The sequence below is a fragment of the Pseudomonas sp. R1-43-08 genome, assembly GCF_003852255.1.
Taxonomy (GTDB): domain Bacteria; phylum Pseudomonadota; class Gammaproteobacteria; order Pseudomonadales; family Pseudomonadaceae; genus Aquipseudomonas.
On record NZ_CP027734.1, the window covers coordinates 2,721,396 to 2,744,329 of the forward strand.

Consider the following 22,934-nt stretch of genomic DNA (forward strand, 5'->3'; position numbering starts at 1 on the left):
GTGTTCGTAAGCTATAATCAAATCCGGGTGCAGTTCCATGCCTGTCCACCTCGGCCTTGCCCTGAACTACAAAATGCCCTCGATCGCCTCGCATCGTTGCCTGGGTGCGTTAATTACGGATTAAGCTATTGGACACATAGTGCATTCCAATGGTCGATTATGGGTGTGTGGACTGACGAGGAAGACCGTGATCGTCATTACTGTAGTGAACAGATTCAAGTTCTTTTCAATTGCCTTATTCAGCAACATGCCGCATTGATCTGTTGCAGCGAGGGGCAGATTTGAGCTTTGTGGCGGGGAACGTCTGAGCGTCCTACATGCGGGAGAATAAAAGTAATGAGCTTCGAAAAGCGTTATCAACCTTATCGCGGCCCCGCAGCAGGATGGGGAGCTTTTTGTCCGTTGCGAATATTGGATGCGAAGTGGTAATGCAATGAAAAATGTCCGCGCGCTTCGACTGTGCTGCCGAGTAAAGCGCCGCTCAGGCGGCGCTCGCGGTAGCGTGCTGGCCCGGGATGGCGCCAATCAGCTCACGGGTGTAATCGCTGGTCGGGTGGTTGAAGATGCGCTCCACCGAGCCCTGTTCGATTACCCGGCCATTGCGTAACACCAGCACTTCATGGGCGAAGTTGGCGACCACCGACAAGTCGTGGGACACCAGCACGTAGGCGATGCCCATGTCCCGTTGCAGCTCTTGCAGCAGTTCAAGGATGTGCGCCTGCACGGACACGTCGAGGGCGCTGACCGGTTCATCCAATAGCAATAGATCCGGTTTCAGCGCCAGGGCGCGGGCGATGGCGACACGTTGGCACTGGCCGCCGGAAAGCTCGCGCGGCAGGCGATCGAGGAAATTCACCGGCAAATGCACGCGACTGATCAGCTCGCGCGCGGCCTGTTCCAGGGCCGCGCCCTTGAGCAAGCCGAACGACACCAGCGGTTCGACGATGCTGTCGAACACGGTGAAGCGTGGGTCCAGCGCGGCAAACGGGTTTTGTTGCACCAGTTGCAGGCGCTGGCGCAGCGGGCGGAAGTCGCGCCAGCTGAGGTCGGTGACGTCCTGTTGCTCGAACCACACCCGCCCGCGGCTGGGTTTTTCCAGGCCAAGGGCGATGCGCAGCGCGGTGCTTTTGCCCGAGCCGGACTCGCCGACAATCGCCAGAGTCTGCCCGGGGTAGACCTGCAGGCTCAGGTCCTCCAGCGCCACAAAGGTCGCGTCTTCGCCCTTGACCTTGGGCAACGCGAACGTCTTGCCAACATTTTGCAGTTGCAGGATCGGCGGCTGCGTCGGGTTCGGTCGGGCCAGTGGCTGGCGGCGCTTGGCGAACGCCGGCGCGGCGGCGATCAAGGCGCGGGTGTAGTCATGCAGCGGCGCGCCGAGAATCTGCCGGGGTGCCCCTTGCTCCACCACTTGCCCCTGTTGCATCACCAGGACGCGGTCGGCGCGATCCAGCGCCACGCCAAGGTCATGGGTGATGATCAGCAACGAGATCCCGCGCTCACTGACCAGCCGTTGCAGGTGGTCGAGGATCTTGCGCTGCACGGTAACGTCCAGAGCACTGGTCGGCTCGTCGGCGATGATCAAGCGTGGGTTGCCGGCCAGGGCGATGGCGATCAACACGCGCTGGCGCATGCCCCCGGAGAGTTCATGCGGGTACTGGCGCGCGCGCAGTACCGGCTTGTCGATACCGACCTGTTGCAGCAGCTCGACGATATCCGCATCGACGCCGGGGTAGCGCTTGCCCTTGGCCAGGATCAGCGCCTCGGCAATCTGCCGGCCAATGCGCAGGGTCGGGTTGAGGCTGACCATCGGGTCCTGGGGCACCAGGCCGATGGTGCGCCCGCGCAGGCCACGTCTCTGGCGTTCGCCGGCGTGGGTGAGGTTGTTGCCGTCCACCCACAGCTCGCCGGCGCTGATGGTTGCGCCGTCCGGCAACAGGCCGAGAATCGCGTTGGCCAGGGTGGTTTTACCCGAGCCGGACTCGCCGACAATCGCCAGCGTCTCGCCTTGGGCGATGGTCAATGACAGCTGGTTTACCGCCAGGTTGCCGTGCCGGTAGCTGACACTGAGCTGGCGAACATCCACTAAAGCATTCATCGCTGAACTTCCTCGAACGTGCGGGCAATGTGGTTGAGGCTGAACACCACCGCGACCAGGAACAGGCCGGGCAGCAACGACACCCAGGGGGCAGTGATCAGAAAGTGCCGGCCGTTGGCGATCAACGTGCCCCATTCGGCGGCTGGCGGCGCGGCGCCAAAACCGAGAAAACTCAGGCCGGCGGTGGCGAGGATGGCTGCACCGAAATCCAGGGTCGCCAGTACCGCCACTGGGCCCCACGCGTTGGGCAGGATGTGCCGCAGCAAGGTGCGGCCCCAGCTGGCGCCGCCCAGGCGTGCGGCTTCCACGTACGGCAGGGTCTTGACCCGCAGCACTTCGGCGCGGGTGGTGCGGGCGAATCCGGGGATAATCCCGACGCCCACGGCGATAGCCACCGGCACCGTGCCGAAGCCGATGGCGGTGACAATCGCCAGGGCCAGCAGCAAGCCGGGCAGGGCGAGCAACACGTCGACAAACCGCATGATCACCGCATCGATACGCCCACCGGCAAAGCCGGACAGAATGCCCAGCCCGAGCCCGCCCGACAAGGCGATCCCCACCGCCAGAAAGGCCGCCAGCACCGACAGCCTGGAGCCGTAGACCACCCGGGTGTACAGGTCGCGGCCCAGCTCGTCGGTGCCGAACCAGTGGCTCAGGTTCGGCGCCGTGAGCTTGACCGCAGGTGCGGTGGCATAGGGGTCGAAGCTGGTCAACCACTGCGGCGCCACGGCGGCCAGCAATGAAAACACCACAATCAACACTGCCAGGCTGAAACCCGGCCGCCGCAGCAAGGGCATTACTGCCGCCGTGGCACATTGTCGGCGGGTGCGGCGTTGCCAGAGTGGGGGCGCAAGGCCGAGGTTTTGCTCAAGGATAGTCATGGTCTAGGACACCTTTGGCGTGTGGGAGATGCGCGGGTCGAGCCACGGGTACAGCAAGTCCACCAGCAGGTTGACCAGCACAAAGGCTGCCGCCGACACCGTGACAATCGCCAGCACCACCGGGATGTCCTGGCGCAGCACCGCCTCCTGGGCCAGGCGGCCGATGCCGGAGCGGGCGAAGATGGTTTCCACCAGCACCGCACCGGACACCGTGTTGCCCACCTGCAGGCCGATCAGTGTGAGAATCGGCAGCGCCGCGTTGCGAAACCCATGGCGCGCCTGCACCTGGCCACGGCTCAGGCCCTTGGCGTAGGCGGTGACGATATACGACTCCTGCCACACGCCCTGGAAGCTGCGCTGCAGCACTTGGGCATACACCGCCGCACTTGGAATCGCCAGGGTGATCGCCGGCAATACCAGGCTTTCAAAGCCCCGGCTGCCGGTGGCGGGGAACCAGCCGAGGCCGAAGGCAAACACCTGGATCAGCAACAGGCCCATCCAGAACACCGGCACCGAAAACCCCAGGGAAGGCAGGCGCGCCAGGGCCTTTTTCAGCGGTTGCCAGCGGATATAGGCGGTCAGGTAGGCCAGGCCGACACCGCCGACCAGCGACAACACAATCGCCAGGCCGGCCAGGGACAGGGTTTGCGGCAGGCGCTCGGCGAGCAACTCGGCGACCGGGCGGTTCAGCGACAGGGACTGGCCGAAATCTCCGTGCAAGGCGCCCAGTAGCAGGTCGACATATTGCTCGAAGAGGCCCTTGTCCAGGCCGTAATAGGCGCGTGCCTTGGCCAGGTCGGCCACCGACAGCGAATCGGCCTCCATGCCCGAGGCGCTGAGCATGATTGACAGCGTGTCGCCCGGCAGCAGATAGAGGATGAAGTAGGTGATGCTATAGGCCCCCCACAGCACCAGCAGGGCCTGGCCGACGCGGCCGATCAGGTAGCGGCTCATGGCGTGCCGATCTCGATATCACCCAGCAGCGCGAAGCCCTCGGCGGTCCAGCGAAAGTTCTTCACCTTGGGCGACGTTGCAGCCTGCCACACGCGCTCGTACACCGGGAACGCCGAGCTTTCGTCGATCAGCAGGTCCTGCAGGTCGCCATAGGCGGCGGCACGTTGTGCGCCTTGGGTGGCCGTAATGCCGGCATCGAACAAGCCCTTGGCTTTTTCCAGGGTGGCCGGTTCGTAGGTGTTAGTGGCCACGGTGGAGCTGTTGGCACTGCGCGGGTCGAGGATGGTTTGCAGGATGATCGGGTCGGCGCGGGTCATGTAGTTGATGGTCAGGTCGTAGTTGCCGGCGGAGTTGTTGGCCACCCATTCGGCGCGGGTCACCACGCTGAGTTTCAACTCGATGCCGACCTTGCGCAGTTGGTCCTGGATCAACACGTCACCCGCGGTTTCGGCCGGGCTGATGTTGTAGCTCAGGCTCAGGCGCTTGCCGTTTTTGCTGCGGTAACCGTCCGCGCCCTTGGCCCAGCCGGCTTGATCCAACAGTTTTTCGGCAGCAGCCGGGTCGTAGCCGAGCTTGCTGCCCTGGCTTTTGAAGTAAGGCGTGGTCACGTCGAAGATGCCGTCCACTACCGGGAACTCGGCGTTATACACGGTGCTGGCGTAGCTCTTGCGGTCGATGGACTTCTGCACGGCCAGGCGCACTTGTTGATCGGCGAGAATGCGTTCGCCACGAGTGTTGGGGTACAGGTTCAGCGCCGGGCCCGGCAGCGAGCGGCTCTGGATGGTCGCGCCCTTGGACTGGAACAGCTTCAGGTCGACTTCCGAAAACGGGTTGCGTGGCCACAGGATGTCGGCCTTGCCCTGCAGGAACAGGCCGTTGCGCACGCTCTCTTCAGGGATGTAGCTGATGTCGACGGCGTCCAGGTGTGCCTCACCCGGGTTCTTCATATTCGCCGAGGGCCACGCGTAACCCTTGCGTTTGGTCAGGTGCGCGCCGACTTCCGGGGTATAGCTGGCCAGCACAAATGGCCCGGTGCCGATGATCTTGCCCAGCGAGCGCTCCTTGACCGTGAGTGCATAGGACGCGGGCGCGAGGATTGCCAGGTTGGTGGTGGAGGTGGCTTGTAAAAAGCCCGCGTTGGGTTTGGCCAGTACCAGCTTGACGGTGAAGTCGTCGACCACTTCGGCGTGGTCATAACCGGCCAGGTAGGTGGCGCCGAAGGTCGCCGGCAGCTCGGTGGCCAGGGCCTTGTCGCTGTCGAACGCGGTTTTCACCGCTTTTGCGTCGAAGCGCTCGCCGTTGCTGAACGTCACGTTGTCGCGCAGGTGAAAGGTGTAGGTCAGCGCGTCGTCACTGATCTCCCAGCTCTTGGCCAGCCAGGGGATGATCTTGCCGGTGGCCGGGTCCTGGTCGGTGAGCGACTCGGCGACATTGCGCAGCAGCACGCGGTGTTCCAACCAGTAGACCTGGAACGGGTCGACGCTGACCAGGGTGGTGTTGTCGCCAAAAAATGCAATATTCAGGGTTTTGTTCGCTTGCGCCTGGTCACCCGAAGGCGAGCAGGCGGCCAGGCTGATCGCCAGGGCGCAGGGGGCCAGCAGACGGCTCATCAAGTTGGAGGTGTTCAATGGGGTGCCCTCGTTTGGCGATGTGAATCAGAAGTCGTAGGCCAGTTTTGTGTACCAGTAGCCGCCGCCCGGATAGAACGGCGGGTTGCCGTAAGGCGCCAGGCCCAGGTTGCTGTAGACGGCGTGCCGGTCGGGGCGCACGTCGAAGATGTTGGTGCCGCCGATGCTGACGGTGATGCTGTCGACGAAGGTGTAGCTGACGTCGAGGTCGGTGATCCATTTGGCGCCGAAGCTGCGATCCCCGGTGGGGTTGACCGCCAGGGTCTTGACCGCGCCGTAGCGGGCGGTTTGCAGGTTGACCGCGAGGTCCCGGGCCTTCCAGTTCGCGCCGAGGATCCACTTGGTCTTGGGCGACGCCTGCGTGAGGTCACCCTCGCGGTCGCGGCCCACCAGGGTCACGCCGGAACCGTTCAGTGCGGCGGGGGTGTCGCGGGCGCCTTCGATGGTGGTCTTGTTCCAGTTCAAGCCCAGGCTCCAGCGCACGTCGCCCCAGGCATCCAGCGGTGTGGTGTGGTCAGCCACCACATCCAGGCCACGGGTGCGGGTGTCGAAGGCGTTGGTGTAATAGTTGACCCAGGTGCCGGTGGGCACGCCCTGGGCGGCGAGGATCGCGTTGACTGCGCCATTGCCCTGGTCATAGATATTGCTGGTCAGGGCGATGCGGTCGTCGATGTCGATCAGGTAGGCGTCGGCGGTGATGCTGGTGCGCGGCGCGGGTTGCCAGGTGAGGCCCAGGCCGAGGTTGCGCGACTTCTCCGGTTTCAGGTCATCGCCCCCCAGCGCCTTGGCCAGGTTGCTGCCCGACGGGGTCAGGCGGGTGACTGCCGGAACCACGTTGCCGTTGACGTCGGTGGCCACGCGGTTGTCCGCCACGGTGTAGCCTATCTGGGTCAGCGACGGCGCACGAAAACCAGTGCCGACGGTGCCGCGCACCGCCACGCTGTCGGTCAGCTCGTAGCGCGAGTTCACCTTGAAACCGAAGGTGTTGCCCGAGTCATCGTCGTAATGTTCGACCCGCCCGGCCACATCAAGGAACCAGCGCTCGGTGAGGTCAAAGCCCAGGTCCAGGTAGCCGGCGTAGTTGTTGCGGATCAGGCTGACCTCATCTTCGGGGCGAATGGTCACTGCCGCCTGCGCGCCCGATGCCGCCGGGTAGGTGCCGGTGATGTAGGCCTCGGGGTCGCCGGCGAAGGTGCTGAAATGCTCCCAGCGATGCTCCAGGCCGGCCGACACCTGCACCGGCGACGTGAGGTTGAACAGGCTGTCGTAACGGCGGGTGAAGTCGAGGTTGTTGACCCATTGCTCGAAGCGGAAGGTCGCCAGGTTGTCGAATTGGGTCGGCGAGGCGGTGCCCAGCGACGGGTTGATATTCAGGTCGCTGGAGTGGTGCACATTGTTGCGCCCGTAGGTGGTGCTCAGGTCCCAGTTCCACTCCGCCACTTGGCCCTTGCCGCCAAACAGCAACTGGTAGTCGCGGTCCTTGATGTTGTTCAGCGGGAAGTAACCGTCGGGGAACACCTCGGGCACCGCCGCGCGGCCGGTGGGCAGACGCAAATAGTTGGCCGCTTCGGCGTCGCGCTCGCCGTAGGTGGAGAACGAATAAAGAGTCAGGTCTTGCAGCGCCAGCTCGGCGTTGTAGGCCAGGTTGAAGGCCTTGAGGTCGGGGTCGCCGTTCTTGATTGCCACCCGGTCCCATGCCGCTTCCTTGGCCGGATCGTTGAACGCACGTACGCTGCTGTCGGCCTTGTCGTTCCAGGAGGCTTCGCCGCGTTTGCGCGCATCGGCCGAGAGGTGGAAGAAGCCGCCATCGCCGAGCTTGAAACCCTGGTCGCCGGCGACCTTGATGGTTTCGCCCTGGCCGGAATACAACTGCCCATAGCTGGTCTCCAGGTGCCCGCCGTTGTCGGCGGACTTGAGGATGATGTTGATCACCCCAGCCACCGCATCCGAGCCGTACTGGGCCGCGGCGCTGTCCTTGAGTACTTCGATATGGTCGACCGAGCTGACTGGGATCAGGTCGATGTCTACGGCATTCGCGCCGCTGTTGTCGATCGAGCCGCGCTGGCCGGTGGCGCCGTTGTGGCGCCGTTTGCCGTTGACCAGCACCAGGGTGTAGGCCGGGCCGAGGCTGCGGTTGCTCAGCGGGCGAGTCACCGAGTTGTAGCCAGCGATATTGGTGCCGAAGTTGAAGGAGGGCAGCAGCTTGGCAATCGCCTCGGACAACTCGGCGCGGCCGGTCTTGAGCAACTGCTCGCTGTTGATCACATCAATGGGTGCCGGGCTGTCGGCGACGGTGCGCTCCTGGCCGCGCAAACCGGTGGAAATCACCGTTACCGTGCCGAGCTTGGCGTCCTCGGCGCAGGCGGGCACCGCCGCCAGCAGCAGCGAGCTGGTCAACAGCGACAGGTGGAATTTTTTCAGCGGGACGGGGAGAGAAATATCTGGCATATCGAGAGAGATCCATGTCAGGAGTACGTCCTCCGCCAGGCATGGGGTCGGTCTGTGAAGTGAAGATATCTCTATAAAAAACTGCGGGGAAAGTCTTTTTTGGAATAAGCTAATTATTAGATAATGTTATCTTTCAACTTAATAAGATCATCTATTTTTATTATCTGGCCGTTTGATGTGCGCAGCGTCATCGCCTGTCATAATCCACCCGTCTCATCCTAGCCCCCACGCGGAGTCCATCCCATTGATGGTGCTGTTCAATCGATTGAGCGCGTTTTCCATCCAGGCGCGCAGGGCGCTGAAGCTGGTGTGGGGGACGTCGCGGCCCTTATTCATAGGCCTGCTGCTGGCAACCATCGTTGCCGGTCTGTTGCCTGCGCTGGCGGCCTGGATCGGCCAGCGTATTGTCGATGGCGTGGTGCACGCGATGCAGATTCACGCAGCCGGCAGCCAGGCGCCCGTGTGGCCAGTGATGCAGTACGTGCTGGCCGAGGCGGGCGTGTTGGCGCTGCTGGCCGCCGCCCAGCGCGCGTTGTCAATGCAGCAATCGTTGCTGCGGGTGCAGTTGGGGGTGAAGGTCAACCTGATGATTCTGGAGAAAGCCCAGACCCTCTCACTCCTGCAATTTGAAGACGCCGAGTTCCACGACAAGTTGGTGCGCGTGCGCCAGGGCGCGTCGACACGGCCGCTGAGCCTGGTCACCAAGGGCTTGGGGCTGGTGCAGAACTTGATCTCGCTGATCAGCTTTGCCGTTCTGTTAGTGCACTTTTCGCCGTGGGCGCTGGTGATTCTGGTGGTCGGCGCCTTACCGGTGTTCTTCGCCGAGACGCATTTCTCGGGCAATGCGTTTCGCCTGTTCCACCGGCGCGCGCCCGAGACCCGTCAGCAGAATTACCTGGAATCGCTGCTGTCCCACGAGACCCATGCCAAAGAGGTCAAGCTGTTCGGCCTGGCGCCGCTGTTCCTCAAGCGCTACCGCGACAACGCCCGGCGCTTGTACACCGAAGACCGCCAGTTGACGGTGCGTCGGGATGCCTGGGGCTTTGCCCTGGGCCTGCTGGGCACCGCGGCGTTTTATGTGGCTTACGCCTGGGTGGTGCTGGACACCGTGCGCGGCCAGACCAGCCTGGGACAGATGACCATGTACATCGTGCTGTTCAAGCAGGGGCAAAGCGCGATCACCGCCAGCCTCAGCGCGATTGCCGGCCTGTATGACGACAGTCTGTTTCTGTCGGACCTTTATGAGTACCTGCTAACCCCTGTGGTCGTACCGAGTGGCCGGCTTACCCAGGGCGCGCGTCCCGGCGACGGTCTGCGCTGCGAGCACGTGGGGTTCAGTTACCCGGGCGCTGAGCGGCCGGCATTGACTGACATCAACCTGCACCTGGCGCCGGGGCAAAGCCTGGCTCTGGTGGGCGAGAATGGCTCGGGCAAAACCAGCCTGATCAAACTGCTCACGCGCCTTTACACCCCGCACGAGGGGCGCATTCTGCTGGATGGCAGCGACTTGCAAGACTGGGATGAACAGACACTGCGCCAGCGCACTGGGGTGATTTTCCAGGATTACATCCGCTACCAGATGACCGTCGGCGAGAACCTTGGAGTGGGTGACGTCAATGCGCTGAACGACGAGGCGCGCTGGCGCACTGCCGCAACCCAGGGGGTGGCCGCCGAATTCATCGAGCGCCTGAGCAAGACCTACGGCACACAGTTAGGGCGCTGGCTTGGCGGCCAGGAGTTGTCGGGTGGCCAATGGCAGAAAGTCGCCTTGTCACGCGCGTATATGCGCCAGGAGGCGGATCTGCTGATTCTTGACGAGCCCACGGCCGCGCTGGACGCCGGCGCCGAGGCGGCGGTGTTCGAGCACTTTCGCGAACACGCCAAGGGCCGCATGACGTTGTTGATTTCCCATAGATTCTCCAGCGTGCGCAATGCCGACCACATCATCGTGCTGGACGGCGGGCGAATCCTGGAGGAGGGCAGCCATCACCAGCTGATGGCGGCGGGTGGGCGCTATGCCGAGTTGTTCGATGTTCAGGCGCGGGGGTATCGCTAGGTCCCCGAGCGCCCGTCCAGTCCATGGGGGCAGTCAGCTCGATTTCGCGCGCAGCAGGTCTGTTGAGACTATGCTCATTCCCACCTCAGGCCATGTGCTGGCTTCAGTTGTCGTCCGCCAAGGAAAGGAGTCTGTACATGTCTGGTTCTTCATACCCGGTTCTATGGTTGCACTGGCCGAACGGGCAGTCCGGCCCGCTGAAATGGCTTCATCGACAGGCTGTCGGCAGGTGTAGAGGGATGACTGTGGGTCAATCCCAGGCGCGATGGAGGACGGCATGAAGGCTCAACCGATCCACACAATCATGTGGCGCTTCGCCGGCTGCCTGGGTGGGCTGATGATGATCGCCGCCAACCCGGTCCAGGCCGGCGACGGTGGTATCGCCGATGGCCCTACCGCAAGCTATGGCATTGCCTTCAGCAACTCCTACGCAGGCAGTGATTTTCGCAAGGTGATGGTGCGCAACTGGCAGGAGATTGCGCTCCAGGCGCAAAAAGAAGGCTTGATCCGCGAGGCTCCGGTGGTCAGCGCCAATAACTCGGCCTCGGAACAAGCGGCCCATATTCAGGAGATGATCGTCAACGGCGTCAACGCCATCGTCATCCTGGCCGCGTCCGACACGGCCCTCAACGGGGTGATCCGCGATGCCTGCAACGCCGGCATCGTGGTGGTGGTCATGGCCAGCCTGGTCACCGAACCCTGTGTCTATACGGTGGACTACAACTGGTCCGCCATGGGCCGCGTGGAAGTGGATTACATTGCCGAGCGCCTCAAGGGCAAAGGGACACTGTTGGAAATCCGCGGCATTGCCGGCGATGCCACCGATAAAAATATCAGCGACGGCATTCGCAAGGCCGCCAGTGACTATCCGGGCCTGAGGTTCGCCAAGACCGTGTACGGGAACTGGACGGAGTCTGTCGCACGCAAGGAGGTGGCGCTGGCGTTGCCATCGCTGCCCGACATTGATGCCGTTGCTACTCAGGGGGGCGACGGTTATGGCGCGGCCATGGCGTTCAAGGCGGCGGGGCGTCCTTTGCCGATCATCGTGATGGGGAATCGTCAGGACGAACTCACCCTGTGGCAACAGGAGCGCGATGCCAACGGCTACGAGACCGTCTCCGTTTCCGCTTCTCCAAGTGTCTCCCAGGTGGGGTTCTGGGTGGCCCAGCAGGTGCTGGCGGGCAAGCAGGTGCCGAAGTTCGTCGAAGTACCGCTGGTGCGTATCGATGCGAAAGACCTCGACGCCTGGCTCGCCAGCATGCCGGTGGGCGGCGCCGCCAATCCTCTCTACAGCCAGGCTTCCGTTGCGGCGATGATCGACGCGGCCGCCAACCACACGGCGCCGCCGGCACCTTTGCCGGAAGTTGCGAAGTAGTGGCGGGCGGGGGGCGCGGCTGCGGGGCGCCATGTTGATATTCAAACCCGTCAGTGATCGGCCCATTGCCGTCAAAATTGGCTTGGCGGTCGCCGCCCTGGTGTTCCTGATGTTGACGGTGTCTCTGGTGAACCTCTACGGCCTGCGAGGCATGGTACGCGCGGTGGACTCGGCCAGTCATTCCGCAGAAATTCTGGCGTCGGTCAACGCGGCCACCGGGCGGGTGGAAAACTTCATTGCCACCCGCGATCAGGAAAGCTTGTCCCAGGCCGAGGGCAGGGTGGTGACGGCTATCGCTGGCCTCACCGCCATTCCGTTGGCCGAGGCGGAATCGCTCAAGGGCAGTCTGGAGCGGCTCGCCGCCGCGATCGCCGCCTTGCGCGCGGCGAGCCTGACCATGGATGGCGAAACGGAGAACATGACCGCCCATTACGGCCGGATGCGAGAGGCGACGACTCTCGTCGAACAGGGCATCGCCGCTGGGTTGAAGGCGGTCGACGCTCGCGCCGTTGAGCACCAGGCGCGGGTGAGCAACATCGAAAGTGCCCACCGCATCCTCGATGTCCTGCGCAACGGCGAACGGCTCATCACCGCCAACGTGGCCAGGATGCTGGTGACCGGTGACGGGGTCGCCGCGACTGCGGTGCGTAATGCCTGCGCGGCACTCCAGCCCCTGGTCGAACAGTTGCGCGAGGTGATGGGGACGTCGCAGGAGAGCGAGGTCCTCGACCAGTTGGCCGCGGCGCTCGCGGCTGCCAGTGTGACGATAGAGCGTCTTGGCGAGGCACCCAGGCTGCGCGCAGAGGAAGTTTTGCGGCATCTCTCCGCCGTGGGGGATGTGGCCGGGCGCCTCGAGGCGCTGTTGAGTGATGTGGAAGGGGACGTTGCCCATGAGGCCAGCGACATTCAGGCAGCCACCGGTTTGCTGCACAATGCAGCGGCGTTATCCAAGCGTTTCGCCGAGCGTGTGGCGACCCTGGAAGCGCAGACCCTGTCGTTTCGTCTGTCACCGTCGGCCGAGATCGCCGGCGCCGTCGGCACCCTTCTGGACGAGCTACTCCGTCTCTCTCGGGTGCTTCCTTCCTCCGTGGGGCTGCAAGCCACGGCTACGCCGCTGACTGTCAACGAGCAGATTGCCGGCTACCGGGCGGCATTCGCCAGGTTCCATCAGGCGAGCAACGCCTTGAGCGACGCGCGCGACCAGGTTCGCAACGAGGCCCGCAGCGCCGGCCTGTTGGTTGCGCGCTTCGCGGGGCAAGCGCGCGCTGACGCCCTGGTCCACAATGATCGCGGCATGCTTGCGACGATCATTGCGGTTACCGTCGCCATCCTGCTGGCTGGCGCCATTGCCTGGAGCACGTCGCGATTTGTCGCGCAGCCCATCGTGGCGCTGGCCTCGGTCATGCGTCGGCTTGCGGCCGGCGACCTGCACGCCGAGATCGCCAGCGTCGGACGCGGCGACGAGATTGGCATCATGACCCGCGCCGTTCGGGTGTTCCAGGAGAATGCCCTGCGCATCCGGGTGCTGGAGGCCGAAGCCGAAACCGAACGACAGCAAGTCCAGGCCTCTTTGGAGAGAATGGTCGCCGAACGCACCGATACGCTGCACCAACAGACCGAAGTGCTGGAAGCGCAGGCCGTCGAACTTATCCATGCGCGCAACCAGGCCGAGACGGCCAACCAGGCGAAGAGCGATTTCGTGGCCACGGTCAGCCACGAATTGCGCACCCCCCTGACCCTCATTCTCGCGCCCCTGGAGCAGCTCTCGGCGGCGGCCACCCCGCCCGTGGATTGGCGCGTGCAGATCGAGCGCGCCCAACGCAATGCGCTGCGCCTGATGAACCGGGTGAACGATATCCTCGATTTCTCCAAGGCTGAAGCGGGCAAGTTTGAGTTGTGTCCAACGTCGGTTGATTTGAACAAAGCGGTGGGGGTGCTGGCCGAGGATGCCGCCATGGTGGCCGAGGGCAAGGGTTGCACCTTGACCTGCAGCATCGACCCCGCGCTCGGCACCGTGTTCCTGGACCCCCGACACTTCGAGAAGATCCTGCTCAACCTGGTGAGCAATGCCATCAAGTTCACGCCCGCTGGCGGCACGGTGCACCTGGCAGTGACGCCGATCGATGGCGAGCGATTTGAACTGGCGGTGCACGACTCGGGGATTGGCATCGCGCCCGACAAACTGCCGCTGCTGTTCCAGCGCTTTTCCCAGATCGATAATTCCGCCACGCGCCACTACAGCGGCACAGGCATCGGCCTGGCCCTGGTCAAGGATCTGGTCGAATTGATGGGCGGCGAAGTCGGCGTCAACAGCGAGCCCGGACGGGGCTCGTGTTTCTTTGTTCGACTTCCACTGGGGGCCGAGCAAGACAGGGTAGCGACCGAAGGCGGCACTCTGTACGAGCAAGCGTCACTGAGCACAACAAGCTCAACCGAGCAGCGCCACCTGCGTTTTGACGACGGCCACCAGGGCGCTCCAACGCCAGACGCAGGCGAGGAGCAGCACCCGGAACACGCCTCGCGGTCCAGAGTGCTGGTGGTAGATGACAGCCCGGAAATGCTCAGCTATCTCACCGAGCTTTTGCACGACGACTACAGTGTCGCCACCGCAACGGATGGAGAGCAGGCCTGGGCGCTCCTGCAGCGTCGACCGATCGATGTCGTCGTTTCGGATGTGATGATGCCGCTGCTCGACGGCTTCGGCCTGACCGCCAGAATCAAGGCCAGCACCGGTTTTGCCCATTTGCCCGTGATCCTGGTGACCGCCCGCGGCGGCGGTGACGCCTGCGTTTCAGGGCTGGAAAGTGGCGCCGATGACTACATCGCCAAACCCTTCTCGCCGCTGGAGCTCAAGGCTCGCGTTCGCGCGGCGCTGCGCATGAGCCAGGTGCAAAGCGAACTGCATGCCAAATCCCGCCAGGCGGGCATGGCCGAAATCGCCACGGCTGTGCTGCACAACGTCGGCAACGTCCTCAACAGCGTGAACGTCTCGGCAGACCTGGTCAGCAACCAGTTGCGCGCATCCAAAGTCCATGGCCTGGGCAAGGTCGCTCAACTGATGAACGAACACGTCAACGACCTGAGCGATTTTCTTACCCAGGACCCCAAAGGCAAGATGCTGCCCGACTACCTGCTCAAGCTGGCGCAGGTGGTGACGGCAGAGCAAAAAGGCATTGTCGAAGAGCTCGGGCAACTCACCAAGGGCATTGACCACATCAAAACCATTGTCGCTGCCCAGCAGTCCTATGCCGTTGCTGTCAGTGTCGTGGAGACAGTGTCGGTCACCGCGTTAATCGATGATGCCTTGCGCATGAGCGCCGGCTCGCTGGAGCGCCAGGGGGTGACGGTGGTCAAGGAAATTGCCGATGTGCCTCTGCTCGCGCTGGACCGCCACCGTGTGCTGCTGATTCTGGTGAACCTGATCAGCAATGCCAAGCACGCGGTGGAAGGCGTGGCCGATCGCAGCCCATGCGTCACGCTCGATACCGCCCTCGTTGACTCATCAGGGCTGCGTATTTCGGTGACCGACAACGGCAGCGGGATTACGCCAGAACACCTGGCGCGGATCTTTTCGCATGGCTTCACCACGCGCAAAGAGGGCCACGGCTTCGGCCTGCACAGCTGTGCACTGGCTGCGCAGGAAATGGGTGGCCGCTTGACTGTACACAGCGACGGCGCCGGACAAGGCGCCACGTTTACCTTGGATATCCCCATTGATGCTTCGCTGAGTCAGTGATGAACAGCGGGAAAATGGATTACACGCTGTGCCAGCCTGCCCAGAGAAGGAAAATTTTGCCCCCATGGGCTCTGGAATCCAGTGGAACTGGGCGGACGTGAATGAATTAAATTTCGCCATAACCTTATGTTAATAAAGGCTTTTTTGGACTTTGATGGAATTCCATTACAGGCTATCGGGGTCCCCAAAAAACATCTGAATCCGCGACCGCAACCACCGCTCCCCCGGATCATTATCCTGCGACCCACGCCACGCCATATGCAGCTCGAACGAACGCACCGGCAGCGGTGGGTCTTCCGCTCGCAAACCACCCGCTGATGTCAGCGCCTCAGCCGCATAATCCGGTACGGTGGCGAGGATATCGGTGCCCGCCAGTAACGTGCCCAGCCCATTGAACTGCGGCACGGCCAGCACGACGTGGCGTTTGCGATCGAGCTTTTCCAGTTCTTCGTCGATAAACCCGCTCAGGTCACCGGCAAACGAGACCAAGGCATGCGGGCGGGCGCAGAAGTCGTCCAGGCTCAGTGGGCCGGGTACGCTGTCGGCGCGCAGCAGTTTCGGCAGGCTGCGGCGCAGGACCTTGCGCTTGGCGTTGGCCGGCAGGTCGGCGGTGTAGCTGACGCCGATGGAGATTTCGCCGGAGGCCAGCAAGCCGGGCATCAGGATGTAGTTGACGCGACGCACCACCAGCACGATGCCGGGGGCTTCGGCGCGCAGGCGTTTGAGCAATTGCGGCAGCAGGGCGAATTCCACGTCATCGGACAGGCCGATACGGAATACCGCAGTGCTGGTAGCTGGATCGAATTCGGCGGCGCGGCTGACGGCGGTGGAAATCGAGTCCAGGGCCGGGGAGAGCAGGGCGAAGATTTCCACTGCGCGGGCCGTTGGCTCCATGCTGCGCCCGGTGCGTACGAACAGCGGGTCGTCAAACAGCCCGCGCAGGCGTGACAAGGCCGCGCTGATGGCCGGCTGGCCGAGAAACAGTTTCTCGGCGGCGCGGGTCACGCTGCGCTCGTGCATCAAGGTTTCAAATACGATCAAGAGGTTAAGGTCGACACGACGCAGGTCGTTACGGTTCATCTTGTGTCCTGGAAGAGTCAGCGAACTTGACGAGAGCGGCCATATCCAGAACCTCCAAGGTTCCGTTCAGAAGCATGACCGGCATGAATCTTACGGGGAAAGGCTGGTACTCTGCACAAGATAATTGAGTTTTCCTACGATAGCTGAGGTCTATGCCTCACATGCGGAATCAATGACAGACATGTCGACTATTAATGGCGACCGGTGGTCTTACCGGGAAAGCCCAGATAGAGTTCATGGCATTAGAGGTTACTTTGACGAGGTTTGCGATGTCCCGCACGATTCGTTTTCACAAGTTTGGTCCGGCCGAGGTGCTCAAATGCGAAGAGCATGCAACCGCGCAGCCCGCACCGGGCGAAGTGCAGGTGCGTGTCGACGCGATTGGTATCAGCTGGTACGACGTTTTGTGGCGCCAGAACCTGGCGTCGTCCCATGCGCGTTTGCCGTCTGGCCTTGGCCATGAAATGGCCGGCGTGGTTGTCGCCCTGGGCGACGGCGTGGATGACTTGGCGGTGGGCGACAAGGTCGCCAGTTTCCCTGCCGAAAGCCCGAACGATTACCCGGTGTATGGCGAGCAGATCGTCCTGCCCCGTTCGGCCCTGACCCGTTACCCGGATGTCTTGAGCCCCATTGAAGCGAGCGTGCACTACACGCCGCTGCTGATTGCCTACTTTGCCTACATGGACCTGGCGCGGGTCAAGCCTGGGCAATTTGCTCTGGTGACCGATGCCAGCCACTGCGCCGGGCCTTCGTTCGTGCAGTTGGGCAAAGCCTTGGGGGTACGGGTGATTGCCGCGACCAAAGACAGCGCGGAGCGTGAATACCTGCTGTCGTTGGGGGCGGAAAAGGTCATCGTCACCGAAGAGCAGGACCTGCTCATGCAAATCAACAAAATCACGGGTGACCGTGGCGTCGATGTGGTGTTCGACGGCCTGGGCGGGCCGCAGATGTCGCTGCTCGGTGATGTGCTGGCGCCGCGTGGCAGCCTGGTGTTGTATGGCCTGCAAGGCGGTAACCAGACACCTTTTCCGGCCTGCGCCGCGTTCCAGAAGAATATTCAGTTTTTCGTGCATTGCATCGGCAACTTCACCGGCAAGCCGGAGTTGGGCATCATTCAGGACCAGGTTGCGTTGCAGCGCGCCTTGCGGGATATCAACCAACTGACTGCCGACCGGGTACTGGTGCCGTTGAAAACCACGGTGTTTCCGTTCAGTCAATTCGTCGAAGCCCACCGCTATATGGACGAATGCCCGTGCCGCGAACGAGTTGCGTTGCAGGTTGAAGCTGTTTGAGCTGTAGGAGTATTCGCAAATGAATACTCCAGCGTCTGCGCGGATGCAGCAGATGCGCCATTTGTCAGGGCTTAACCCACGATCGGGTTGAGCCACTCCGAGGGCGTTGCGCCCTGCAAACAATACCTTTGGCCCTTATGCCGCCCTGAAATCCAGCGCGGCGCTGTTGTGTGGGCGTCACTGAAGTTCGCGCCGCAGATCATCTGAACTGCTTTCCTGCGCGGTTCTGTATCTATTAATCATTAGTTGAGTGCCGATAATTGCGGCTTAACCATCATCTCAAGGATTGAGCAATGATCAGCTGCCCGACATTACTGTCTTGCATCAGCAAACTAACGAGGCGTTACCTTGCCCGTCGAAAAAAACGTTCGAAACATCCCTTCTTCTTGCAAGAGGCCAGATTAAGTGGGTGATTTATTATTTGTCGGAGGTTTCGCTAATTAATTAGTTAACGCGCTGTAGGATAGTGTCGGAACATTCCTAGGAGCTGCCACTTGAGCACACGCGACTGCGGGTTAGCGCGTCTGTCTGTGGGATGGGTTGCCCGCGACTCAGGTGTCCGCTCCGGTAATTTTGTTGCAGGCTGCTAATGTTTAATCATTCTTATGCCCTGCCGCGCAAGACCGACGTACAGATGTAATGGTCAGGCAACGACGTCGCAGAGTTGCTTGAAACTGATATTTCAACTCAGGTAGTAGAACAATGAGCGCAATTCACGAACAAGCCATGAACTATGTTTATCAGCAAGTTCTACAACGTTTGATGGGGCACTTCACGCGCGCCGAACGGACTGCACTTCAATTGTTGATCCAGCGAATCGTGGTGGCGGCAGGCGGCATGGAACATGTGGGTAACTATAAAGTATTGATCGCCCACGGCGGCGGCGAAGTCAGCAGTTATACGTTGGCGCTGCTGCGCGCGGCGCAGTTGAGCATCGCCGGCCGTACGCCCAAGACCTTTCACCTGCGCGTGGCGACGCTGCGGCATGCAGGGATGACCCAGGCCACACTGGGCAGGCTGAATGAGGGCTATAGCGCGCTGTTTTTTCACGATGACCCTCGGGTGGAGGTGCTGATGGTGGAAAATCAGGAGGTGCAGCCTTTCAATCATCAGCGGCCCGCTTCCAGCGCCGGCCGTGAGGTCAACCAACGCGACCGGCTAATGATCGGGCACCTGACGTCCGGGGACGTGCGTGCCACGCTGTGCACTGACACTTACCTGGCCCTGGGGGATTTCTACCAGCGTGTGAGCACGTGGAACGGCGGCGTGCATGCGCTGGTCAGCGGCGACTCTGCGCGCAAGCAAAGCCAATACCTGGCCTGGCTGAAGCGTTCGGCCCTGGCTGCGGGTGTCGCTGTCCCGCCGCGCCGGCCCGCGTCGCTCAACATTCTGTTTGCGCGCATGGAAGAATGGAGTACCGGTTGCTACCGTGACCTCTACGGCGAGCAATACGTGGAGGCCCAGAGCCCGGGCCGTGGCGGGCACCGCCATGTGGCTTATATCGGGGTTGCCGACCTGCTCGACGAGGTCGACGTTGCCTCGTCACCGCTGCTCACCGAGTTCCTGGCCCACAAACCGGACCCGTTCGGCTTTCACTTCAGTCATCCTGACTATCCCAACCCGTTGCTCATGGCGCATTTGCACGGGTTGCAGGCCCAATGCCTGCGTGAGCTGTCCTACGGCGAAGGCGTCGAGGCTTTTGTGCGGCAGGCGAGGGACGCGATGAGCCGTCGACACATTCCAGACACCTTGATCGACGCATTGGGCGGCCACGATGGGCGCATATTGTCGACGACCTATGCCCAGGAATTCTTCGGCCTGGACGAGGGCCAGTTGACTTGCCTGTTGTTCTCGCCCTTCATCCATCATGGCGAGCGCCTGGAGGGTTACCTGCGCCAATGCCACCCCGGCATGCTGGTGGGGCTTCCCGAGTTGCACAAGGCGCTGCAGGGCAAGCCCGCCGCAGAGATGCTGCAGCAGTGGCTGATTGACACCAGTGGCCTGCCATTGCCTCTGTTACAAAACTTGTACCGCAAGCGTCCTCAGCAGGCGGGTCGTGGTACCCAGGCGCGCAAACGGCGTGGGGCGCAGGCGCAGATTGCGCAAGTGTCGGGGCGTTAGCCGCGTGCCTGTGCGTGCGAACCCGGGCGGGCGCTCATGAAACTGCGCGGGGAGCGGCAAGCGGATTTTGCCTACCAGGCGGTGTATCGCTACATGATCAACCTGATCAACGAAGTCAGCCTGGAAAAACCGGTAAAGCTGCCGTCCCTGCGGCAGTTGTCGACCCGCTTGAAGGTGTCGATCTCGACGATCCAGTACGCCTACTCGATATTGGAAAAGGAAGGGCGGATCTACTCGGTGGCCAAGTCCGGCTACTTTGCCTGGCCGGTGGCCGCCAACGCGCCAGTGGCCACGAGTGGGGACTTGCTTGAGCGCCTTTACGCGGCAGCGCGGCGGCCTGGCATGGTGGTACTCAGTGGCGACGAACCGGCGCTGCTGGGCTCACTCGATGGTGCGTTGCTTTCACTGGAGCGCCAACTGATCCGCCGCTATCCACACCACCTGCAAACCCACTCGCAACCCTGCGGCGTCTGGGAGCTGCGCGCGGCGCTGGCGGCACGTTATACCTCATCGCCCACGCGCTGCTGGCAGGCGGATGAGGTGTATATCGGCGCCGACGTGCGTGGCGTCCTGGAGATCCTGATTGACGCCCTGGGCCTCAAGGGCAGCGTGGTGGTGGCCGAATCACCTTGCGATTACCTGGTCTTGCGCCTGTTGCAGGGGGCCGGCGTGCGGGTAATCGAATTGCCCTGGCTCGCCGACGGCCGCTTCGATCTGAGCACCTTTGAACACCTGCTCAGCCACGAGCCGGTGCACCTGGTGGTGCTGTCATCGGCGGTGAGCATGCCGTCGGGCAGCGTGTTGTCGGTTCAGGAGCGCTTGCAGGTGGCGCAGTTGCTGGACCGATTCGGCTGCTGGCTGCTGGAGAATGACACCTTTGGCGAACTGAGCTTCGCACCGTCCTCCGTGCCCCTGCGGCACCTGGTCGACCCTGAACGGCTGATAGTTTTCTCCTCATTCGAGAAGATCCTTGGCCCGGAAGCACCGTTTGGTTTTGTACTGTCGCGGCAGCTGAGCCGCGAGCTGCAGCGTCAGTTTTTATTGCGTGCATTCCGGTTGTCGTCGATTCGTCAGCGCGCCATTGCCCGCTTGTACGAAAGCGGACGGTATGACCAACATGTGCAGACGTTACGCCAGCGCCTGCGTGAGCAGGCACAGGCCATGGGCCTGCGCCTGGATGCACGTCTGGAGGGGCGGGTGAGCTATCGGATGCCCGGCGCCGGCGCGAGTTTCTGGTTGCAGTCGACGGCGGCAGTGGACATGCGCCATGTGTTCCAGCGCATGGTCACGCAGCAGGTGGTGATCGCTCCCGGTGAGCTGTTCAGTCTCAGCGGTCTGCATCACCAGCATATGCGCCTGGGGCATGCGTTCAGCGGGCATCCGAACCTGGACATCGCCTTGGACGCATTGGCCGAGGCACTGCAGCAGGCGCAGATTTGACGCGTATGAAATTTCTGTATTAGTTGTTGGATCGATACCGTCGCGCCGTAGTCCAAGTCACCGTAAACTGTCATTTTTTCCGAATCCTTATTTTTCTCGAGGTTTATGCATGACTATCAGTCCTTTTGCGGGCAAGCCGGCGCCAGCCCAGTTGCTGGTGGACATCCCGCGACTGGTCACGGCCTATTACACCGGCCAGCCTGATGCAGCGATCTCCACCCAGCGCGTGGCCTTTGGTACCTCCGGGCACCGTGGCAGCTCGTTCGAGCTGAGCTTCAACGAATGGCATGTGCTCGCGATCAGCCAGGCCATCTGCCTGTACCGCCAGGCCCAGGGCATCGACGGCCCGTTGTTTGTCGGCCTGGACACCCACGCACTGTCGACGCCGGCCGGCGCCAGCGCGCTGGAAGTGCTCGCCGCCAATGGCGTGCACGTGATGCTCGCCGAGGGCGACGAATACACACCCACGCCGGCAATTTCCCACGCGATCATCTGCTACAACCGTGGCCGCACCAGCGGGCTGGCGGACGGTATCGTCATCACGCCGTCCCACAACCCGCCGCAAAGTGGTGGCTACAAGTACAACCCGCCTAACGGTGGCCCGGCCGACACCCACGTCACCAAGTGGATCGAAGCCAAGGCCAACGAGCTGCTGGCCAACAAGCTTGCCGGGGTCAAGCGCATCACCCATGCCCAGGCGCTGAAGGCCGATACCACGCACCGGCATGATTACCTCAACAGCTACGTGGCCGACCTGGTCAATGTGATCGACATGGACGCCATCCGCAGCGCCGGCCTGCGCCTGGGCGTCGACCCGCTGGGCGGAGCAGGGGTGCGCTACTGGTCGGCGATCGCCGAGCACTACCGGCTGAACCTGGAGGTGGTCAACACCGAAGTCGACGCTACCTTCCGCTTCATGAGCGTCGACTGGGACGGCCAGATCCGCATGGACCCGTCTTCCAGCTACGCCATGCAAGGCCTGATCGGCCTCAAGGAGCGCTTTGATGTGGCGTTTGCCTGCGACCCGGACCACGACCGTCACGGTATCGTGACCCCGTCCGGCGGGCTGTTGGCGCCGAATAACTACCTGGCGGTGTCCATCGATTATCTGTTCCAGAACCGTCCTGACTGGCGCGCCGATGCGGCGGTGGGCAAAACCGTGGTCAGCAGTGGCCTGATCGATCGCGTCGCCGCGCGCATCGGTCGGCGTTTGTACGAAGTGCCGGTGGGTTTCAAGTGGTTTGCTGACGGTCTGTTTGACGGTTCGCTGGGGTTTGGCGGCGAAGAAAGCGCCGGGGCTTCGTTCCTGCGCAAGGACGGTACGGTCTGGAGCACCGACAAGGACGGCCTGATTCCGGCTTTGCTTGCGGCCGAAATGACCTCGCGCAAAGGCCAGGACCCGAGTCAGATCTATCGCGGCCTGACCGACGCCCTCGGCGAACCCTTTGCCATCCGCGTCGATGCCAAAGCCACGCCAGCGCAAAAAGCCCTGCTGGGCAAACTGTCGCCGGAGCAGGTGACGTCCACGCAATTGGCCGGCGAAAGCATCCAGCAGATCCTCAGCCACGCGCCGGGTAACAACCAGGCGATCGGCGGCTTGAAAGTGATGACCGAAAACGGCTGGTTCGCCGCCCGTCCATCGGGCACCGAGGACATCTACAAGATCTATGCCGAGAGCTTTATCGGCGAAGATCACCTCAAGCAGCTGGTGGAAGAGGCTCAGGTACTGGTAGACGGAGCGATCTCCCAGTAACTGACACCCTGAGATCTAATGTGGGAGGGGGCTTGCCCTAATGCCAGTCAGTTAAGGCTTTTTGTAGGAACGAGG

The 22,934-nt window shown here is 62.5% G+C and carries 12 protein-coding genes and 3 pseudogenes; 9 read left to right on the forward strand and 6 right to left on the reverse strand.

Annotation, left to right across the window (positions count from 1 at the left end):
• Nucleotides 1-481: 481 nt before the first annotated feature.
• Genes C4J87_RS12410 through C4J87_RS12430 form a run of 5 tightly spaced genes read right to left on the reverse strand, consistent with a single transcriptional unit; the run spans nt 482 to nt 8,006 of the window.
• Nucleotides 482-2,095, reverse strand: a complete 1,614-nt coding sequence (locus C4J87_RS12410; protein WP_124367016.1) for an ABC transporter ATP-binding protein — start codon at nt 2,093-2,095, stop codon at nt 482-484.
• On the reverse strand, nt 2,092-2,976 hold the full coding sequence (locus C4J87_RS12415) for an ABC transporter permease (protein ID WP_124367017.1): 885 nt from the start codon (nt 2,974-2,976) through the stop codon (nt 2,092-2,094). Before C4J87_RS12415 ends, C4J87_RS12410 begins: the two co-directional genes overlap by 4 nt.
• A 3-nt stretch (nt 2,977-2,979) precedes the next feature.
• The gene (locus C4J87_RS12420; protein WP_124367018.1) at nt 2,980-3,930 is read right to left on the reverse strand and encodes an ABC transporter permease; all 951 of its coding nucleotides are present in this window, start codon (nt 3,928-3,930) and stop codon (nt 2,980-2,982) included.
• Nucleotides 3,927-5,540: an ABC transporter substrate-binding protein gene (locus C4J87_RS12425; RefSeq protein ID WP_124368965.1), complete on the reverse strand. Its 1,614-nt coding sequence runs from the start codon at nt 5,538-5,540 to the stop codon at nt 3,927-3,929. Before C4J87_RS12425 ends, C4J87_RS12420 begins: the two co-directional genes overlap by 4 nt.
• A gap of 45 nt (nt 5,541-5,585) precedes the next feature.
• The gene (locus C4J87_RS12430; RefSeq protein ID WP_124367019.1) at nt 5,586-8,006 is read right to left on the reverse strand and encodes a TonB-dependent siderophore receptor; all 2,421 of its coding nucleotides are present in this window, start codon (nt 8,004-8,006) and stop codon (nt 5,586-5,588) included.
• A gap of 247 nt (nt 8,007-8,253) precedes the next feature.
• On the opposite strand from C4J87_RS12430, the gene C4J87_RS12435 reads away from it, so the two are divergent.
• The 5 genes and pseudogenes from C4J87_RS12435 to C4J87_RS26685 all read left to right on the forward strand — a co-directional run.
• Nucleotides 8,254-10,062 carry an ABC transporter ATP-binding protein gene (locus tag C4J87_RS12435; protein WP_124367020.1) on the forward strand — a complete coding sequence of 603 codons (1,809 nt, stop codon included), beginning with the start codon at nt 8,254-8,256 and terminating at the stop codon, nt 10,060-10,062.
• A 277-nt stretch (nt 10,063-10,339) separates the two neighbouring features.
• On the forward strand, nt 10,340-11,437 hold the full coding sequence (locus tag C4J87_RS12440; protein ID WP_124367021.1) for an ABC transporter substrate-binding protein: 1,098 nt from the start codon (nt 10,340-10,342) through the stop codon (nt 11,435-11,437).
• A 1,294-nt stretch (nt 11,438-12,731) separates the two neighbouring features.
• Nucleotides 12,732-13,781 (forward strand): annotated as a pseudogene (locus tag C4J87_RS26675) (sensor histidine kinase); the annotation flags it as partial.
• Between the two features lie 246 nt (nt 13,782-14,027).
• Nucleotides 14,028-14,316 (forward strand): annotated as a pseudogene (locus C4J87_RS26680) (response regulator transcription factor); the annotation flags it as partial.
• A 518-nt stretch (nt 14,317-14,834) separates the two neighbouring features.
• Nucleotides 14,835-15,173: pseudogene (locus tag C4J87_RS26685) on the forward strand (ATP-binding protein); the annotation flags it as partial.
• A 165-nt stretch (nt 15,174-15,338) separates the two neighbouring features.
• Here C4J87_RS26685 and C4J87_RS12450 read toward each other — a convergent pair.
• Nucleotides 15,339-16,253, reverse strand: a complete 915-nt coding sequence (locus tag C4J87_RS12450) for a LysR family transcriptional regulator (protein WP_124367023.1) — start codon at nt 16,251-16,253, stop codon at nt 15,339-15,341.
• A 269-nt stretch (nt 16,254-16,522) separates the two neighbouring features.
• Here C4J87_RS12450 and C4J87_RS12455 point away from each other — a divergent pair, with 269 nt between their 5' ends.
• The 4 genes from C4J87_RS12455 to pgm all read left to right on the forward strand — a co-directional run bounded on the left by C4J87_RS12455 (nt 16,523) and on the right by pgm (nt 22,859).
• Nucleotides 16,523-17,545: a zinc-dependent alcohol dehydrogenase family protein gene (locus C4J87_RS12455; protein WP_124362828.1), complete on the forward strand. Its 1,023-nt coding sequence runs from the start codon at nt 16,523-16,525 to the stop codon at nt 17,543-17,545.
• 702 nt (nt 17,546-18,247) lie between these two features.
• Nucleotides 18,248-19,666: a hypothetical protein gene (locus C4J87_RS12460; RefSeq protein WP_124367024.1), complete on the forward strand. Its 1,419-nt coding sequence runs from the start codon at nt 18,248-18,250 to the stop codon at nt 19,664-19,666.
• A 36-nt stretch (nt 19,667-19,702) separates the two neighbouring features.
• Entirely contained in the window at nt 19,703-21,106 is a 1,404-nt protein-coding gene (locus tag C4J87_RS12465; RefSeq protein WP_124367025.1) for a PLP-dependent aminotransferase family protein, read from the forward strand.
• Between the two features lie 109 nt (nt 21,107-21,215).
• Nucleotides 21,216-22,859, forward strand: coding sequence for a phosphoglucomutase (alpha-D-glucose-1,6-bisphosphate-dependent) (gene pgm, locus C4J87_RS12470; protein WP_124362831.1), 1,644 nt, complete (start codon nt 21,216-21,218; stop codon nt 22,857-22,859).
• The last annotated feature ends 75 nt before the right edge of the window (nt 22,860-22,934 follow it).